This is a genomic window from Granulicella paludicola (assembly GCF_025685545.1).
Taxonomy (GTDB): Bacteria; Acidobacteriota; Terriglobia; order Terriglobales; family Acidobacteriaceae; genus Granulicella; species Granulicella paludicola.
This window is the reverse complement of record NZ_JAGSYC010000024.1, coordinates 84,387-101,775: the sequence shown is the minus strand read 5'-3', so window position 1 is coordinate 101,775 and position 17,389 is coordinate 84,387. Positions and strand designations below refer to the sequence as shown.

Annotated in this window: 21 protein-coding genes; 9 read left to right on the top strand and 12 right to left on the bottom strand. The window is 60.4% G+C overall.

Features of this window, described 5'->3' with window-relative positions; translation table 11 throughout:
• Position 1 precedes the first annotated feature (1 nt).
• The 6 genes from OHL14_RS09820 to dnaK all read right to left on the bottom strand — a co-directional run bounded on the left by OHL14_RS09820 (position 2) and on the right by dnaK (position 5,372).
• On the bottom strand, positions 2-1,243 hold the full coding sequence (locus OHL14_RS09820; RefSeq protein WP_263379167.1) for a J domain-containing protein: 1,242 nt from the start codon (positions 1,241-1,243) through the stop codon (positions 2-4).
• 11 nt (positions 1,244-1,254) lie between these two features.
• Positions 1,255-1,572, bottom strand: a complete 318-nt coding sequence (locus tag OHL14_RS09815; protein ID WP_263379564.1) for a HigA family addiction module antitoxin — start codon at positions 1,570-1,572, stop codon at positions 1,255-1,257.
• 31 nt (positions 1,573-1,603) lie between these two features.
• A complete protein-coding gene (locus tag OHL14_RS09810; RefSeq protein ID WP_263379166.1) occupies positions 1,604-1,882 on the bottom strand; it encodes a type II toxin-antitoxin system RelE/ParE family toxin in 279 nt (92 codons plus the stop codon).
• Positions 1,883-1,920: 38 nt separating this feature from the next.
• Positions 1,921-2,814 (bottom strand): Fpg/Nei family DNA glycosylase, encoded by an 894-nt coding sequence (locus OHL14_RS09805; RefSeq protein WP_263379165.1) that lies wholly within the window; start codon positions 2,812-2,814, stop codon positions 1,921-1,923.
• Between the two features lie 99 nt (positions 2,815-2,913).
• Positions 2,914-3,198 carry a hypothetical protein gene (locus OHL14_RS09800; RefSeq protein ID WP_263379164.1) on the bottom strand — a complete coding sequence of 95 codons (285 nt, stop codon included), beginning with the start codon at positions 3,196-3,198 and terminating at the stop codon, positions 2,914-2,916.
• A gap of 260 nt (positions 3,199-3,458) precedes the next feature.
• Entirely contained in the window at positions 3,459-5,372 is a 1,914-nt protein-coding gene (gene dnaK / locus OHL14_RS09795; RefSeq protein WP_263379163.1) for a molecular chaperone DnaK, read from the bottom strand.
• A gap of 260 nt (positions 5,373-5,632) precedes the next feature.
• On the opposite strand from dnaK, the gene OHL14_RS09790 reads away from it, so the two are divergent.
• The 6 genes from OHL14_RS09790 (at position 5,633) to OHL14_RS09765 (ending at position 10,901) form a co-directional block, all read left to right on the top strand.
• Positions 5,633-6,712, top strand: coding sequence for a LolA-like protein (locus OHL14_RS09790; RefSeq protein ID WP_263379162.1), 1,080 nt, complete (start codon positions 5,633-5,635; stop codon positions 6,710-6,712).
• A 185-nt stretch (positions 6,713-6,897) separates the two neighbouring features.
• Positions 6,898-8,067 (top strand): acyltransferase family protein, encoded by a 1,170-nt coding sequence (locus OHL14_RS09785; RefSeq protein WP_263379161.1) that lies wholly within the window; start codon positions 6,898-6,900, stop codon positions 8,065-8,067.
• 79 nt (positions 8,068-8,146) lie between these two features.
• The gene (locus tag OHL14_RS09780) at positions 8,147-8,629 is read left to right on the top strand and encodes a single-stranded DNA-binding protein (protein ID WP_263379160.1); all 483 of its coding nucleotides are present in this window, start codon (positions 8,147-8,149) and stop codon (positions 8,627-8,629) included.
• 30 nt (positions 8,630-8,659) lie between these two features.
• Entirely contained in the window at positions 8,660-9,640 is a 981-nt protein-coding gene (locus OHL14_RS09775; RefSeq protein WP_263379159.1) for a hypothetical protein, read from the top strand.
• A 31-nt stretch (positions 9,641-9,671) separates the two neighbouring features.
• The gene (cyaY, locus tag OHL14_RS09770) at positions 9,672-10,016 is read left to right on the top strand and encodes an iron donor protein CyaY (RefSeq protein WP_263379158.1); all 345 of its coding nucleotides are present in this window, start codon (positions 9,672-9,674) and stop codon (positions 10,014-10,016) included.
• A 114-nt stretch (positions 10,017-10,130) separates the two neighbouring features.
• Positions 10,131-10,901: a glycosyltransferase family 2 protein gene (locus OHL14_RS09765; protein ID WP_263379157.1), complete on the top strand. Its 771-nt coding sequence runs from the start codon at positions 10,131-10,133 to the stop codon at positions 10,899-10,901.
• Between the two features lie 73 nt (positions 10,902-10,974).
• Here the strand turns inward: OHL14_RS09765 and OHL14_RS09760 are convergent, their stop codons facing one another.
• The 5 genes from OHL14_RS09760 to OHL14_RS09740 are packed head-to-tail and all read right to left on the bottom strand — an operon-like array spanning position 10,975 to position 14,783.
• On the bottom strand, positions 10,975-11,712 hold the full coding sequence (locus OHL14_RS09760; RefSeq protein WP_263379156.1) for an SDR family oxidoreductase: 738 nt from the start codon (positions 11,710-11,712) through the stop codon (positions 10,975-10,977).
• A gap of 20 nt (positions 11,713-11,732) precedes the next feature.
• Positions 11,733-12,188 (bottom strand): acyl-CoA thioesterase, encoded by a 456-nt coding sequence (locus OHL14_RS09755; RefSeq protein ID WP_263379155.1) that lies wholly within the window; start codon positions 12,186-12,188, stop codon positions 11,733-11,735.
• A 53-nt stretch (positions 12,189-12,241) separates the two neighbouring features.
• On the bottom strand, positions 12,242-13,114 hold the full coding sequence (locus OHL14_RS09750) for a beta/alpha barrel domain-containing protein (RefSeq protein WP_263379154.1): 873 nt from the start codon (positions 13,112-13,114) through the stop codon (positions 12,242-12,244).
• A gap of 31 nt (positions 13,115-13,145) precedes the next feature.
• The gene (locus tag OHL14_RS09745) at positions 13,146-13,715 is read right to left on the bottom strand and encodes a PPC domain-containing DNA-binding protein (protein ID WP_263379153.1); all 570 of its coding nucleotides are present in this window, start codon (positions 13,713-13,715) and stop codon (positions 13,146-13,148) included.
• A gap of 27 nt (positions 13,716-13,742) precedes the next feature.
• A complete protein-coding gene (locus OHL14_RS09740) occupies positions 13,743-14,783 on the bottom strand; it encodes a carboxypeptidase-like regulatory domain-containing protein (protein WP_263379152.1) in 1,041 nt (346 codons plus the stop codon).
• Between the two features lie 115 nt (positions 14,784-14,898).
• Here OHL14_RS09740 and OHL14_RS09735 point away from each other — a divergent pair, with 115 nt between their 5' ends.
• Positions 14,899-15,576 (top strand): nicotinamidase, encoded by a 678-nt coding sequence (locus tag OHL14_RS09735; RefSeq protein WP_263379151.1) that lies wholly within the window; start codon positions 14,899-14,901, stop codon positions 15,574-15,576.
• Entirely contained in the window at positions 15,566-15,955 is a 390-nt protein-coding gene (locus tag OHL14_RS09730; protein ID WP_263379150.1) for a hypothetical protein, read from the top strand. The genes OHL14_RS09735 and OHL14_RS09730 overlap by 11 nt, the downstream gene beginning before the upstream one ends.
• On the opposite strand, the gene OHL14_RS09725 is transcribed toward OHL14_RS09730, so the two are convergent.
• Positions 15,952-16,563 (bottom strand): HD domain-containing protein, encoded by a 612-nt coding sequence (locus tag OHL14_RS09725; RefSeq protein ID WP_263379149.1) that lies wholly within the window; start codon positions 16,561-16,563, stop codon positions 15,952-15,954. The two genes, OHL14_RS09730 and OHL14_RS09725, sit on opposite strands and share 4 nt — an antisense overlap.
• A gap of 188 nt (positions 16,564-16,751) precedes the next feature.
• Between OHL14_RS09725 and OHL14_RS09720 the strand changes: the two genes are divergently transcribed.
• Entirely contained in the window at positions 16,752-17,348 is a 597-nt protein-coding gene (locus tag OHL14_RS09720; RefSeq protein ID WP_263379148.1) for a helix-turn-helix domain-containing protein, read from the top strand.
• The last annotated feature ends 41 nt before the right edge of the window (positions 17,349-17,389 follow it).

The following is a 17,389-nucleotide window of genomic DNA, read 5'->3' as shown; positions in this document are numbered from 1 at the left end:
GCTAGACCCCTTCCAGCAGCTCCGCCCGCGGGTCCTCCGGATTCAGCTTCTGCAGCTCACGCAGAATCTCCTTCGACCGCTCATCCTGCACCTTCGGCACCACGATCTTCACCTCGACGATCTGGTCGCCGCGCACGCCCTCGCGCGTCGCGCTGGTCACGCCCTTCTCGCGCATCCGCAGCTTCTGCCCCGTCTGCGTTCCCGGCGGAATCTTCAGCTGCGATTGCCCAACCTGCGTGCCCACACCGTCAATGGTCGGCACATCAATCTTCGCTCCCAGCGCAGCCTCCATCACCGTCACCGGCACCGTCACATGAATGTCGTCTCCTACACGCCGGAAAAGCTTGTTCCCCGTCACCGCGATGATCAGGTACAGATCGCCCGCAGGCGCTCCCTCGGTCCCGGCATTGCCCTTGCCCGCCAGCCGAATCCGTTGCCCGTCGCGCGTTCCTGCCTTCACACGAAACTCCAGCGGCTCACGCTTCGAAACCACGCCCGCACCATCGCAGGTGCGGCAGGCATTCTGCACCTGTCCGCTGCCACCGCAGCGTGGGCACTGGATGTTGAACTTCATGCGTCCGCCCATCTGCGTAACCTGGCCTGAACCCTCGCACTCCGGACACGTCATTGCCCCACCCGTAACGGCACGTCCTTTGCACGTCGGGCACTGTTCCTGCCGCTGAATCTCCAGCCGCGTCACGCCGCCCCGGATCGCCGTCCAGAAGTCGATCTCCACCTTGTACTCAACGTCTGTTCCCGGCTGCGGTCCACGGGCCTGTCTGCCACCGCCTCCGTTGAACATCCCGGTGAACACATCCTTGAAGCTCGATCCAAAGCCTTCGTCGCCGCGAGCCCCGCGCGCGCCGCCACCTTGAAAGCCCGAAAAATCAAAGCCCTCAAAATCCACGGGCCCACCGCGCTGACCTCTCGGCCCCGCTCCGCCTCCGAAGCCACCAGCTCCGGGAGCACCACCGCCACGCGCATAGGCCTCCGCCGTTGCCGCGTCGATGTTGTCCGAATAGAAGCCGACCTGGTCAAAGATCTTCCGCTTCTTTTCATCGCTCAACACATCGTTCGCCTCGGAGATTTCTTTAAACTTCTCCTCAGCCTTCTTGTCCCCCGGATTCACATCCGGGTGATACTTCCGCGCCAGCTTGCGAAACGCCTTGCGAATCTCATCCGCCGTCGCCGTCTTCTTCACGCCCAGCGTGCCGTAATAGTCCTTCGTTTGTGTCGATGCCATCTTGAACCCTTCTAAGCGCTGCGTGCCAGCAGCATTCCACTTTCATCAACAGGAGCCGGCTCTATCTTTCCGATGCCTGCAGCGTCGTGAGCATCCCTGGCCAGTTCCAGTTCATACCGGCCTTGTAAGTTGATCCAGAACTCCGGCCCTGTCCGAAAATACTCGCCTAAACGAATCGCGGTATCCCCCGTGATCCCTCGACGTTCATTCACAATCTCGCCAATCCTCGTAGCAGGAACAGAAATTGCCAGAGCCAACGCGTTCGCACTCAAACCCAGCGGGACGAGAAACTCCTCGCGCAACATCTCACCGGGATGCACAGGCGGCATCCGCTTCAAAGCGCTTTTGGAAGACACCCGTTTAGTGGTAGTCCGTGACTTCAATGTCGTAGGCATGTCCATCTCTCCATTCAAAACAGATGCGGAATTGGTCGTTGACCCGAATGCTGTGTTGCCCTGCCCGATCTGCCCGCAACGCTTCCAGTCGATTTCCCGGTGGAGATCGTAGCTTGTCGACGGTGATAGCAGCATCGATCTCCAATAATTTTCGATAGATCACCCGGGCCAGCAGACCAAAGCGCCTGCTGGGTTCACGCTGGAAGATACGGCGAGTCTCTTCGTTCTTGAAACTACCTATCACGCCACAATCCTATCACGTCTCGCGTTATACGCTAAGCGTTATACACCCTCCGCCTGACACATCGGGCACCAGAACAAATTCCTTCCGCCAAATCCTTCCTGCTTCATCACCTTCGTTTCACACACAAGACACGGCTGCCCATTTCGCCGATAGACGTAATGCTCCTCGCCCACCTGCGCCTTTCCCGTCTTGTGCTGCCTGTCCTTCGCAAGCGTCGTCACAATTCGCCGATCGACCATACCCGCGCGCATCAGCGGTCCCATGTCCTTCCACATCTTCTGCATCACCGCCGGAGCCACATCCCTGCCCGCAGTAAACGGACTCTGTCGCGCTCGAAACAACAACTCCGCTCGATAGATATTGCCAACTCCCGCAAACACGTCCTGATCCATCAGCAGCAGTCCAATCGACTTCTTGCTCTTCGCCACCTTCGCAAACGCCTTCTCCGGCCCATCGCCATTCAGCGGGTCGACACCCAGCCGCGCCACCAGCGTCTCCCACTGCTCCTCGCTCCATACTGAACAGTCCGTCGGCCCCCGCAACTCCACCCACGCCACCTGAGCCGGATCAAGATGCCCCGTTCCATCATCGGACGAGTACCACGCGTGCCGCTTACTCTCACCCGGTACGGCGGGCAGCTTCACCTTCGCCGCGCTCCACAGACGCAGCCGCAACGCTCCCTTCACCGGTGGCAACGGCCCGGAGCCCTCCGTAAAATCTCCCTGCAGCCCAAGGTGCACATGCAGAATCAGGTCTTTTCCAAAGTCATACCCAAGATGCTTTCCCTGCGCCCGTACCCGCACCAGCTTGCGGCCGCTCAGCATCTCCCCATCTGTAAACCGCCCCTGCGGTCCATCCACCATCACCGGCTTCCCTGCAAAAGCAGCCTCATGCCGCTCCGCCCAGCGATGTATCTCATTTCCTTCAGGCATCCAAATCTCCTCAAACCCTCGCAGAAAGGCCGGAGACGAAACTCCATCCCCGGCCCAATCAAATTACTAATAGCTAGTCGCTCTTCCTCAATCCCTGCCTTAGTTCCACATGGTGCTGGCCTGCACGCTCTCCACCTGGAACATCTGGTCCGGCTCTTTCTCCTGCATCCGAGCCACGAATTGGCGCGCCTCTTCCTGGCTGCCGAACAGGTTGCGCGTGTACAACTTCCCCGCCCTCAGCGCGTCACAGCGCCACACCAACTCGCCGATGTACCCGTGCGCCGCTCCCAGGTCCCATTGCACCTGTCCCGGCCAAGCCTCATCCCGGTCCTGCTTAGCGCGGTCCGCGACCTCCACCTCGTAGTCGTTTCTATCGTTCTTCATGGCCGTTACCCCCTTTTTTGCTTCTTCTATAGGACGCTTGATCTGCCCTATTTCGGTTCACTTTCTTCAACCCACATTCATCTCACTTGATGCGGTGTCTGCATTCCGGCATGTCATCCTTTTCAGACGCTGACCCGAATAGACAACTGCTTCTTGTGCAAGAAGGAGGAGCCGCGGCCCCTCCTTCTCTGTACGCACCCTACGAATCGGCGGTTCTTACGGATTAACTCTTTTTTGATCCGCCTGTACCGTTCTGGTCATTACTTCTCGTTATCGACATACTCCGCGTCGATCACGCCTTCGTCCTTCTTGTGCTCGTCAGCAGTTCCCGCAGCGGCAGCTTCGCCACCTTCAGGAGCGCCACCGGCAGCGTTCGCCTTGTATAGCGCCTCGGCCAGCTTGTGGCTTGCCTCGGTCAGCTTCTCCCGCGCTGCGTTCAAAGCAGCCGTGTCCGCATCGCCGCTCAGCGTGGTCTTCGCCTCAGCCAGGGCCGATTCAACATCGCCCTTATCCGAGCCTTCGATCTTCTCGCCGCCGTCCTTCAGCATCTTCTCGACGTTGTAGACCATGGAATCGAGCTGGTTCTTCGCCTCGATCTTCTCCTTGGCTTCCTTGTCCTCGGCCGCGTGCGCCTCGGCGTCCTTCGCCATGCGCTCAACCTCTTCTTTGCTCAAACCAGAAGAGCTCGTGATCTGGATCTTCGCGTCCTTGCCCGTCGCATTGTCCTTCGCCGAAACGTTCAAAATGCCGTTGGCATCGATGTCGAACGTCACCTCAATCTGAGGCACGCCACGCGGAGCCGGCATGATGCCGCCCAGCTTGAACTTGCCCAGTGTGCGGTTTTGCGTCGCCATCGGGCGCTCGCCCTGCATCACGTGAACCTCAACTTCGGTCTGGTTATCAGCCGCCGTCGAGAATGTCTCCGACTTCTTCGTCGGAATTGTCGTGTTGCGAGGAATCATCGCGGTCGCCACACCACCCTGCGTCTCGATCGAGAGCGTCAGCGGCGTTACGTCGAGCAGTAGCAGGTCCTTCACATCGCCGGCCAGAACACCAGCCTGCACCGCGGCACCGATCGCCACAACCTCATCCGGGTTCACACCCTTATGCGGTTCCTTGCCGAACAGTTCCTTCACCAGCTTCTGAATCGCCGGCATGCGCGTCTGTCCACCGACCAGCACAACCTCATCGATCTTGCTCATATCGATGCCTGCATCCTTCAGCGCCTGCTTGCAGGGTCCAACCGACTTCTGCAGCAGATCGTCGACCAGCGACTCCAGCTTGGCACGGCTCAGCGTCCGCACGAGGTGCTTCGGTCCGCTTGCATCGGCCGTGATAAACGGCAGGTTGATCTCCGTCTCCTGCGCCGTCGACAGCTCGATCTTCGCGCGCTCGGCAGCATCCTTCAGGCGCTGCAGGGCCATCTCATTGCCCTTCGCCGTCAGGTCCAGACCGCTCTCGTTCTTGAACTCGCTGATGAGCCAGTCCACGATGCGCTGGTCAAGATTGTCGCCACCCAGGTGCGTATCGCCATTGGTCGACTTCACCTCGATCACGCCATCGCCAACCTCGAGGATCGACACATCGAACGTACCGCCGCCGAAATCATACACAGCGATCGTCTCGTCCTTCTTCTTGTCCAGGCCGTACGCCAGAGCAGCAGCCGTCGGCTCGTTCACGATGCGCTTCACATCGAGACCCGCGATCTTGCCCGCATCCTTCGTCGCCTGACGCTGCGCGTCGTTGAAGTACGCCGGAACCGTGATGACGGCCTCGGTTACGTTCTGACCCAGATAGTCCTCAGCAGCCTTCTTCAGCTTCTGCAGGATCATCGCCGACACCTCAGGCGCGGTGTACTCCTTGCCCTGTGCCACGATCGCAACGTTGTCGCCATGCGCCACAACCTTGTACGGCACCATCTTCATCTCGTCGTTTACTTCGTTCTGACGACGTCCCATGAAGCGCTTTACCGAGTAGATCGTGTTCTCCGGGTTCGTGATCGCCTGGCGCTTTGCCACCTGACCCACCAGACGCTCGCCACCCTTAGTGAACGCAACGATCGACGGCGTTGTGCGACCACCCTCTTCGTTCGGAATTACCTTCGGCTCGCCGCCTTCCATCACCGCGACGCAGCTGTTCGTCGTTCCGAGATCGATACCAATAATCTTGCCCATCTTGTCCTCACCTCTCCCGGCCTCGCCGGGGCGTCTATCTACACCTTTGATTGGAGATTCGCCCCTCGGTATGGCTGACGACTCTCGAAAATCCTTAACTAGAATCACATGTGAGTGACTTTATGTCAAGTAAACCAGATAATAAGTCACTCACTTCCGCCCTCTTCGCCCCAATCCCTCTCAATCCATTACATTTGTAGCCACCCTCAGTACATTCGTCCCCTTGCCACAATCGCGCTTTCCCGATATACCTCAACCTCATGCGCCCCTGTTTTACTGGTTCTCTCACTTCTTTTTTTGCGCTGCCCCTTCTCGCAGCGACTCTGGCGGCCTCGCCGCTACGCGCCCAGACCGCTCCTGCGGTTGCTGACCAAAACGCCGGACAGGCCCCCGTCACGGCCTCCGCCATGACCCCCGCCCAGCTCGCTGACGTCGCCGCCCGCGGCATCCAGGCCACCAATCTCTTCACCGAGAAGTACACCTATACCGAGACCGAGCACATCCAGAACTACATCGACGGCCAGCTCCAGGTCGATCACACCACCGTCTTCGAAAACATCTTCATCCACAACCTTCCCTACATGCGGAAGACCTCGGTCGACGGCAAGCCCCTCGCCGGCAAAGACCTCAAGCACGAGACCGCCCTTTATGACGAAGCCGTCAAGAAGCGCACCTCGCTCGACCTCGCCACCCGCGCCAACCTCGAGCGCCACGCCCTCCGCACCAGCTCCCGCACCGACCTCGACAAGCTCGCCGCCAACTTCGACCTCTCCATCCTCGGCCATGAGGACGTCGACGGCCACGACTGCGTCATCCTCGACGCCGTCCCCAAGCCCGGCAGCACCGCCCCCGTGAATGCCCGCCACATCAGAATCGACATCGAGAACAGCTCCCAGGTCGTCCTCGACATCCGCATCGAGTTCCTCGCCGACGACTCCGGCTTCTCCAAAGGCAGCGTCCTCGACACCCACTACACCCTCATCAACGGCGTCCCCCTCGCCAGCCACCAGACCTGGGACACGACGGTTCGCTTCGCCGAGCTGATGAATAAAGCGATCCGCATCCACCGCGACATCACCTACACCAACTACCGCCGCTTCCACGCTACCGTCACCCTCCACATGATCTCCGAAGCCCCCGCCGACCTGCCCGCCGAAACGGCGGCTCCGGCCAAGGTCGTTAAGCCCAACGAGACCTCCTTCGACAAGGAAGAAGACAAGCGCCTCGCCCGTGAGGCCAAGGCCAAAGCAAAGGCGGACAAGAAGGCAAAGGACGACGCGAAGAAGAACCCGCCACCACCCCCTCAACCCAGCTTTACCCCAGCCCCAACCACAAACTAAGAGCTCACTCGACCGCCACCTGACACTCAGGCGCCGGTGCAATGACGACCGCCACGCTCAGACACTCCAACGCTTCAGCGTCGGGTCTCATATTGTCTCGCGCAGAATCGGGCTTTGGTTCGTATCCCCTATACCCTTTGCCCCGCGTCATTGACTCCACCCGATTTCCCTTCTACGCTTCGCCCATGCACGCCTCCACGACCAGGGCTCCCTCACCGTCGCGCGACCCCGCTCTCGACGGCCTGCGTGGACTTGCCGTGCTTCTCGTCTTCTGCTTCCACTTCGGCGGTGGCCTTTCCTCACCGAACCCCTTCGTGCACGCTTTGGGCGTACTCGTCCAAGCCGGCTGGATCGGCGTCGTCCTCTTCTTCGCCCTCTCCGGCTTCCTCATAACCGGCTCCCTCTTCGACTCCCTCTCCGAGCCCCATCTCCTCCGCAACTTTTACGCACGACGCGCCCTCCGCACCCTCCCTCTCTACTACTTCGTTCTCCTGCTAGCGCTTATCGGCGCCGTCCTGCACGGCGCCTCTCTGCACCAGCTCCAACGCCTCACCCTCTTCGCTTTCTTTCTCCAAAACCTGCCCGTCATCTGGGTCCGCGCGCTCGATAACCCTTCCCCTTTCCCGCTCTATCACCTCTGGTCGCTCGCCGTCGAAGAGCAGTTCTACCTCATCTGGCCCCTCGTTCTGCTCTTCGCCGCGCAGCGCAGCCACAGCCCTCGCCGCGGACTTCTCCAGCTCACCCTCACCCTCTTCGCTTTCACCCTCGTCTTCCTGCTCGCCGTCTACGGAAATCCCTGGGTCTTCCCATTCCGCCATCATTTTGACTATTTCCTCTTCACTCAATGCGGCGCTCTTCTCTTAGGTGCCGCGCTAGCCCTCCGTTCGCGCTCCCGAGGTACGAAAACCCACGCCGAACTCAACAAGTGGGCCCTCCCAGCCCTGTTCCTCGGCGGAAGCCTGTACCTTATTGCCAGCCTCCTCGCCCATACCTTCAACTCCGGCTCGCCCGCCCAGTTCGTCATCGGACTTCCTGGCATCTCCCTCGCCTCCGCCGCGCTGATCCTCATCGCCCTCCGCCCAGGCTCCCCTCGGATCCTGCTCTCCACTTCCGTTCTGCGCTTCGTCGGACGCATCGGCTATGGCGTCTACCTCTCTCAGCTCGTTTTGCAACCAACCATCCATAGACTCACTCTGACGCTGATACCGACCGGCCACGGCCTGCTCTACTTCGCCGTCCGCTTCCTGCTCGCGCTATCCCTCACCTTGGCCACCGCCTGGCTCTCTTTCCAGCTGATCGAAAAACCCTTCCTCCGCCTCAAATACCGATTCCCCATGCATCAACCTCTCCCCTAGCACCCGGTCCAGAGCCCTTTCCCCCCAGAATCCTCCCCCACCCTTCTGCTATCCTCGACAACGATACGGAGACATACTCATGGCAAAAGGCGTTAACAAAGTTCTGCTCCTCGGCAACCTCGGCAAGGACCCTGAAATCCGCACCACCCCTAACGGCATGACCGTTGCCACTTTCTCGCTCGCTACCGCCGAGCGCGCCAAGGACTCCACAGGAAACTGGGTCGACAAGACCGAATGGCACAACCTCGTAGCCTTCCAACGCACCGCTGAGATCATCCGCGACTACGTCAAGAAGGGCTCGCAGGTCTTCATCGAAGGCAAGCTCCAGACCCGCTCCTGGGACGATAAGACCTCCGGCGAGAAGAAGTACCGCACCGAGATCCTCGTCAACGAGCTCACCCTGCTCGGCGGTCGTGGTGAAGGCGGCGGTAGCAGCAGTGGCTCCGGCTCCTACAGCGGCTCACGCTCCTCGTCCGCTCCGGCGACGAGCAGCAGTGCCAGCTACGCCTCCACGCCCGACTACGGCGATCAGCAGATCACCGACGACGACATCCCCTTCTAGCCACTCGACGCCGCAAGGACTGCAGCCCTCATGTGCCGCCTGCCTCACTCGCTGCCAACGAGATCGACATTCGTGCCTTGCCTGCTCGCGTCCGCGCTCGCGCTGTTTGCAGCTGTGTTTACCCCAGCTGCAAACGGGCAGCGCCACAACGGTCTTTCCTCGCCGCCAACCCCACCACCCCAAAAGCCAGGCAACAACACGCAGGCCATCGTCCCGGTAAGCTCCGGCCTCGGCGCTCTGCAAATCGCCATCGTCGACTACGGTGTCCCGGCGCCGCAATCCCTGACCCGCCAGCTGCAGGCCGATGACGACCGGACCCGCATCGCAGCGCTCTCCGCTCTCGGCACGCCCGGCCAGTATCTCTCACGCGGACACGTCCCTTATCCGCATTCGATCCAGCTCGACCTCATCGCCCTCGGCCTCACCGACGATCTCGACGCCATCGTCACCATCGAGCTCGACCAGCACATGGTCAGCGCCATCCTCGTGCCCGAAGGCGACAGCTGGCACCGCATCGCTACAGTCGTCTACGCAACGCCCTTCAGCGACCCAAACACCACGCCCGCGACCTTCCTGCATCTTGCTCGCTCACTGATGCAGCACGAGCGTTACCGAGCCGTCTATCGAGCCACGCAGAACAACCCGAACGGCGACTTCACCGAAAACGAAGCGCACCTTCGCGTGCTGAACAACAAACTCACGACCCTCATCAGCTTCGTCTCCAGCGCCCGCGCCTGCAACATCGCCAAGCGTCCCGGCTGCGATCTCACCCGTCGCTGGCTGCAGCCCGATCCCGCCGATCCAACGCAGCACTCGCTGCTCGTCACGGCCACCGGCCATCTCGCACCCCGCGAAGCTCTCGATCCCCTCGCAAACTCGGCGACCTATCAGCAGTCGCACCTGCGCACCTTCGCCTGCCAGCCCTACGCCTTCTCCGAAACGACGCAGCGCTACGAACCCACCGCGAACTCCGGCCCCTGCCCGCCAGCCGCACTCGCCGCCAGCCACTAATCTCGTCCACTCCGCTTACACTGGTAGAGACATGATCGATGAAGCTACCTTCCGCAACGTATCCGACAAAGCTCTCGAAGCCTTGAAGCAGTCCCTCATCCGCGCCGAAGAGCTTGGTGATGAGCCCATCTTCGAGACCGAAGAGAAGAATGGCGTACTCAATGTTCTCTTTGAAGACGGCTCAGCAAAGTTCGTCTTCACGCCAAACACGCCCGTCCGACAGGTCTGGATCTCTGCGCTCTCCACCAGCTACAAGCTCGAGTGGGACGAGGCAAAGAATGCCTTCACGCTGCCAAAGTCCGGCGAAGACCTTCGCACCCTCACCGAGCGCCTGCTCCGCGAGCAGATCGGCGACGACTCGATCTCGCTCACCTAGCCTTAGCCAAACTTTGAAGCATTGTCATCCTCAGAAACACTGTCATCCTGCGAAACATTGTCATCCTGAGCGAAGCGAAGGATCTGCATTCTTTTCTGAGCCATAATCCTCACCATGCCCACACTCTCGGTCGCGATCGTTACCCACAACGAAGAGGCCAACCTCGCACGCACGCTGGCCAGCGTCACCTGGGCTGACCAAATCGTCGTGGTCGACTCCCACTCCACCGACCGCACCGTTGAGATCGCCCGCAGCTTTAACACCACTGTCATCGAGCGAGCCTGGCCTGGCTTCGCCGAGCAGAAGAACTTCGCCCTCGCCCAATGCACCGGCGATTGGCTGCTCTCGCTCGATGCCGACGAAGAACTTACGTCTGAACTGCAGCAGGAAATCCAGTCTCTCCTCACCAAGCAGCCCGCAGCCGAAGGCTTCTACCTCAAGCGTCGTAACCTCTTCCTTGGCCGCTGGATCAAGCGTGGCGGTTTTTATCCCGACGCCAAGCTGCGCCTCTTCCGTCGCAGCGCCGAAGCCACACCAAGCTTCACCGTCCGCCCTGTGCATGAGGTGATTCACTTCACCGGCAGCACTGCAACGCTCCACGGCGATCTGATCCACCATGCCTATCCCACGCTCTCCGACTACATCGAGCACATGGACCGCTACAGCTCCCTTGGCGCTGATGTCCTCGTCGCTAAAGGTCGCACCAGCCGATCGCTGCTCACATTCATCACCACTACAGCGCTCATCCCCGCGCTGACGTTCGTGAAGAACTACCTCTTCCGCTTCGGCTTCTCAGATGGCCGCGAGGGCTTCCTGCTGCATCTCTACCACGCTGCCTACACCAGCTGGAAGTACGCAAAAGCATGGGAAAAAGATAGACAGTAGTGACAAGACAAGAGTGAAGAAACAAAGGAAGAATTCACTCTGGTCTTTTCACTCTTGTCTTCTCACTTGATGCCTACCAGGCGATCTCCTTGCCGTTATGGAAGAATCCGCCCGTCGGTCCATCCTCACCGAGCGTCGCAAGTTCCACCTCGGTCTTCGCTCCATCCACCACATTCATCGGCGCCGCATCGCCGCCAAGGTCCGTCTTCACCCAGCCCGGATGTGCCGAGTTCACCTTGATCTTCGTGCTTCGCAGTTCATGCGCTAGCGAGATCGTCAGCACATTCAGCGCAGCCTTCGAGGCGTTATACGCAAACAGCTTGGTCGAATACGTCGGCGAACCCTTCGTCGCCTGCAAGCTCACCGATCCCAGGATGCTCGACACATTCACGATTCTGCCCGCCTCGCTCTTCTTCAGAGCAGGCAGCAAAGATTTCGTCAGCGCAAAGACCGCGAACAAGTTCGCCTCAAACGTAGCGCGCAGATTTTCCAGCGTCGTCTCGCTGGTCGTGTTCTTCGTCCAGCCCTTCTCGATCATCACGCCCGCGTTGTTCACGAGCACATCGAGCTTGCCGAACTCTGCCTCGACCATCGCTGCAGCCGCATCGATGTCGCCCTGCTTCGTTACGTCGAGCTTCACCACACGCGCGTCGATCTTCTCGTCGCGCAACACTCGCGCGGCAACCTCGCCCTTCAGCGCATCGCGCGACCCCAGCAGCACCGTATACCCGAGCTTGCCAAGTTGCCGAGCCGTCTCCAACCCGATGCCTTTGTTCGCTCCGCTGATCAGCGCAATCTTTGTCTCGCTCATGACTCTCGCTCCCGGCAGAGCTACTCTGCCTTCACCATCCTAAGGATCAGTGACCCAAACTTCTCTACATATTTCTCCGGCATCGTGCGGCGTTTCATGTCCCGTCCAACAACCAGGTGAACTGTTTCACCCTCGCACAACAAAGCCTCATCGCTGACCCGCAGCACCTCATATTTGAAGCGCAGCACCGCCGCGCGCGCACTCGCGATCCGCGTCCGGATAATCAGTTCATCGTCATAGCGTGCTGGAGCTTTATAGCGAGCCGTCGCCTCAACCACCGCGATCAGCGCACCCTCTTCGCGCTCCATCTCGCGATACTCCAGACCGATCTGGCGCATCATCTCCACGCGGCCCACCTCGAACCACACCAGATAGTTCGCGTGATACACCACACCCATCTGGTCAGTCTCTGCATACCGCACACGCACCCGCGTGTCGGCGTACCCCTGCTCCAAAACCTTATCCCGCTGATTCATGCAATTGTCTCCACCTATATAGCGTTCAAATGTGTGAGCATGAATCATTTACTTTACTGCACGACCGCAGCGTAGCGTTTCTCCAGCGCGCGGCTCGTCATCACGAGCCTGTCCAGTGACTCCAGCTCCGGCATCTCCGCGCCCAACTTCCGCAGCGTCTCCACCAGCAACTCGGTCGGCAGATTTACCACGGCATCGGCCTCAAACCCCGCCGCAATCGGGGGTCCACCCACGCCACCCAGCGTCGCGTCGAAACGTCGGCAACCCGCCTCAAACGCGGCGCGAATCTTCTCGGCTCCATCCTTTGCGGTGACGCGCAGCTTCACGCCTATCTCCACATCCTCATGCACTCCCAGTACGCATGCGATCACGTTGCTCAACAACGCCGGCGTCGCCGTGCCAGAAGTATCCGACAACACCACCTGCGCCACGCCGTTATCGACAAGCAGATCTACAGCACTCACCACCTCATCGATGTCCCATGGATCACCGAACGGATTGCCAAACGCCATCGCGACATAGGCCACCACGTCCTGCCCGTTCTTGTAAGCAATCTCGCCGATCTGCTCGAGCTGGTCCAGAGCCTCCTGCGGCGTCTGTCGTTGGTTGCGATCCAGAAACAGCGGCGAGATCGAATACGGAAACGCCATCGTCGTCACTCGCTCGCTCTCCACAGCGCGCTCCGCTCCCTTCGCATTCGCCACCATCGCAATGATCTCTGTGTCTTCCGGAGCATCCAGGTACTCCAGCACCAGCTCCGCGTCAGCCATCTGCGGCATCGCCTGTTTTGACACCAGGCTCATCGCATCGAGATGCGTAAACCCCGCAGCCACCACCGCCCGCAGATACTCCGCCTTGATCTCCGTCGGCACCACCTTCGCCAACGACTGCCACGCACTCCGCGTGCTCTCCACAATCTTTACCATCCGCTTGTTCGCCTTCCCAATCTCTATAAGCCTACGGCTTCGGATCAATCACCTTCATCCCCGACGCATCATCCGGCCTCTTCGCCAGCCCCATAGGATACGCTGTCACAAAAACCTCCAGCGTCGGATTCACATTCAGCTCAAATACATGCCCGCCCGTGACCGTTCCATCCGGGCGCCCGATCGTAGCGTGCATATGCACCACTGGCTTGCCGTTGAACAACGCGATATCACCGATCAAGCTCAGCACCTCAGCCTGGCTCGTCACCGGAATCCGTTTATAGCTCTTCTTCGACAGATCAAGCGCCGCCAGCGTAGCGCTACTCACAGCTCCAATGCCAGTGAAATGCGCGTCCTTCACATTGTTCGCAATCGCAAAGTCCGTCAGTCCGCTCAGCGCTTCATCCCCCTTGTAGAAGATGACCGCGTAAACCTTCTCTCCGGGCGTATCCTTCACCAGCTGCCACTTCATACCCGGTGCCTTGCCCACCGGCACTGGCTGCGATGGCGAGATCATGCCCGCCTCTGCCTGGTTCGAAACCTGCGCGCCCGCGGCCACACATCCCACCATCAAAACCGCCATCAGCAACCCTCTGCGCATGATGCACCTCCAGCTAACAGGCTACGCCTACGGTGTGCTCTTCTGCTTCTTGCCCTTGGTCGTAACGTGGTTCAGGACAAACTCCTGCACGAGGTTATTGACCGCGTCGGATAAAACCGTGAGAGCCCCAAGCCCTAGCGTCAGCCCCGCACCGTTGCGGTTCTGCGGCGGGTAATAAGCGTTCGCAATCGCAGTCGCACTAAAGTCTCCAAGAATGCTCGAATACGCGGGCTGCCACTTGCCGTTGTCGCCCTTCTGGCGCACGGCAGTCGAAAGCGCATATAACGCCCGTTGGCGAATCGTGCCCGTGCCCTTGTAGAAGTAGCGCGGGTCCTGGTGAAACAGCGATGGATATATGGCTCCCCCAAGATACGTTCCGATCGCCAGGTTGGCCGCGCCCGCGCCAAACCGCTCGCCATAGGCAGGCATATCGCTGCCATAGCCTGAGAAAGTACCGTCAATCTGCTCCACGCCCGCGACCAGCGCAACCACCCCGATGTTTACCGGGTCCAGCGCGTTATGTGTCGCCAGCTTGAACTTCTGTTTACTCGTCAGCGGCACGGCATTGTGATCGTAGGTCACGAAGAAGTTTGGCAGAATTCCCAGCAACCGCTGCTGCTCCTCTTGCTTCAGCTGAATTTCCGCCATCTGCACCTGCGAGATCGCATTCACCTCGAAGTGTGCCGCCACCAGCTTCAGTGAAAACTCATCGACAGTCTTCTGCTCGTTGGCCTCGACCGCCACCTTCGCAGAACTCTCGGCCAGACCCTCGGCCTTAACGGTCAGCACGAACTCGCCCACCGGCACGCCCTCAAACCGGTACTCGCCATCCTCATCCGTCGTCGTCGAACGCGCAAACCCGCCGGGTCCGACAACGTTCACGGTCGCATCGGCGACCGGCGTTCCACCGACGTCCTTCACCGCTCCACTCAAGCTCTGGTTCTGCGCCAGCACAGCCGACGGAGAATCGGGTAACGTCTGCTGCGCCAGCGCTCCATGCACCGACAGCAACAGCAGATAACCCAGCACCCCACCACGTACCCAGCCAGTGGGTAACCTATCTCGCATCAAGAACACTTTCCGAGCATAGCGGGTAACCATGAAAAAACAGAAACTTTCGCTCCCTGCCCGCATCTCGGCCAACCCAGCCGTCTCCAGCCAGCATCGCCGTACAATCGAATGCATGAGCGCAGAGGTCCACACCCTCCCACCCGTCACCCTCACCGACCACGACGCCCTGCTAGTCATCGATATGCAGGACGACTTTGTCAGCCCCACAGGTTCACTCTCGGTGCCTGGAGGCGAAGGGATCGTTCCCGGCATCAACGCTCTCGCTGCTCATTTCACCCACGTCATCCTCACGCAGGACTGGCACCCGGCAGGCCATATCTCCCTCGCCAGCACGCACGGCCTCAAGCCCTTCACCGACACAGTCCAGGCTCCGTACGGCATCCAGCATCTTTGGCCCGACCACTGCCTGCAGGGCTCACCCGGCGCCGAGTTGTACTCTGCGCTCTCCATCCCCCACGCCGAGCTCATCCTCCGCAAAGGCTTCCGCCGCGACATTGACAGCTACTCCGCCTTCACCGAAAACGACCGCACCACTACCACGGGGCTCGCCGCCTATCTGCAGGCCCGCGGTTTGCATCGCCTGTTCTTCTGCGGCCTCGCCTACGACTATTGCGTAGGCTTCTCCGCCATTGCCGCCGCCCAGCTTGGATTCGATACCTGGGTCATCGAAGACCTCTGCCGGGGCATCGCCACCGCCAGCATCGAGGCCACAAATAAGACTTTTGCCGACCTCAACGTTCGTCGCATCTCATCAGAAGAAGTGCTAGCCCTCGAACCCTATGCCCGTTAGCCCCGCCGAAAACCCGACCACTCCCGAGGCTTGGCCCGAAGCCCTGGCCACCGTGCTCTCGTGCAAATACGACTTCGGCGCAGGCCGCGCCCTCGTCGGCATTCCGACGACGAAGCACTTCCGCATCACCTACAACTACTGGGCCCCCAACGAAGACGGCGTCGACACAATCCACAGAGGCGAATTCGTCTCCGACCACTATCTAGCCCAGAACACTCTCTTCCCCATCCGCTACAACCCCGACACCCCGAGCGACCACCTGCACGCCTACTCCTCGGTCACCGTCTCGAGCCCCCGCAACTCCCTGCTCATATTCGGCATCCTCGGCTCGATCGTGCTCTCGATCGTCTGGTTCGCAATGCTGCGCGGTTGCCGCTAGTCAGCGCTGGTCCCCGCCAACCCCAGCTCTGCCGCATGCGCCTGCAACGCCACCAGACAATTCCCGATGTGCTCCTCGATCGGAATCGCCAGCAACTCCGCCCCACGCGTCATATCCTCACGCTTCACCGCCCGCGCAAATGCCTTATCCTTCATCTTCTTCTTCACGCCAGCGACTTCTACATCCGCGATTGACTTCGTCGGCTTCACCAACGCACAAGCCGTCAGAAACCCTGACAGCTCATCGCACGCAAACAACGCCCGCTGCAGGTGCGTCTCCGGCACTACGCCCGAGTAGTCAGCATGGGCCAGGATGGCCTGCAAAATCTCCTCCGGCCAACCGTTCTCCCGCAGATACGCCACGCCGACAAACGGGTGCTCCTCGACCGACGGATGCCGCTCATAGTCCATGTCATGCAGCAGCCCGGCGCAGCGATACATCTCCGCAAATCTCTCCGCCTCCGCACCCTCCAACCCGAGCCGTGCTGCCTCACGCTGCCCATAGCCCTCGGTGCTTCGAGCCACACTCAGACCATGCTTCACCAGCGATTCACCCTGCGTCCACTCCCGCAGCAACCTCTCCGCTTCCACCGCACTCCACTCTGCCATCGCTCAGCCTTTCTGATGCCTGTTAACTAGTTGGGTTCTCGTACCCTTCATACCACGTTTCTTGCCAGAATCTTCGGGCTTCCTCTTGACTCACACGATACCCCAGTGTCACTCTATGTTCATCGGTGGCCTCCTTTGGGACGTCTCCGTACGGTGCCCCGCTCTGGCAGCCGTCCGCATCACACAACATGGCAACCATGATCGCGCCCGTCAGCAACCCTGTCGGACCTATGGAAGCATCGCAGCTGCAGGCTGCCCCCCAGCGAGAGGTCGTTCGCTGTGAGCACTGCAAGCTCAACCAGTTCCGCTCGGCCGTCGACCATTGCCGCCGCTGCAAGAAGTCCCTGCTCCCCGAGCCCCCCAAAGCCCAGTCGGCCATCGCTCTCGTCACTGAAGCCGTCGTCGCCATCAAGGGCGAAGGTATCTCCGTAGCGACCGCCGTCCGCGATCTGCGCCATGTTCGCAACCTCTCGCAGCGTCAGCTCGCCGCCCGCATGAGCGTGCCACGCACCTACATCTCCAAGATCGAGAACGGCAAGGCCATGCCCACGCTGTCCTCGCTTGAGCGCCTCGCCCGCGCCCTGCAGGTGGACATCTCCGCCCTGCTCCGTGACGCCCCCACCCGTCACCAGGACGAGACGGCCATGCTCACCGCCGATCCCTTCCTGGCTGAGCTAGCCCGCTACAGCGCTCACCTCACCTCCACGCAGAAGTCCATCTTTCTGAACCATGTACGCGAGATGGCTCAGGCTGCCAACCAGACCCGCACCCGCCGCTCCGCCTAGTCAGCGAAGCAGCAAACACCTCCTCTCCAAGCACCGCGGCA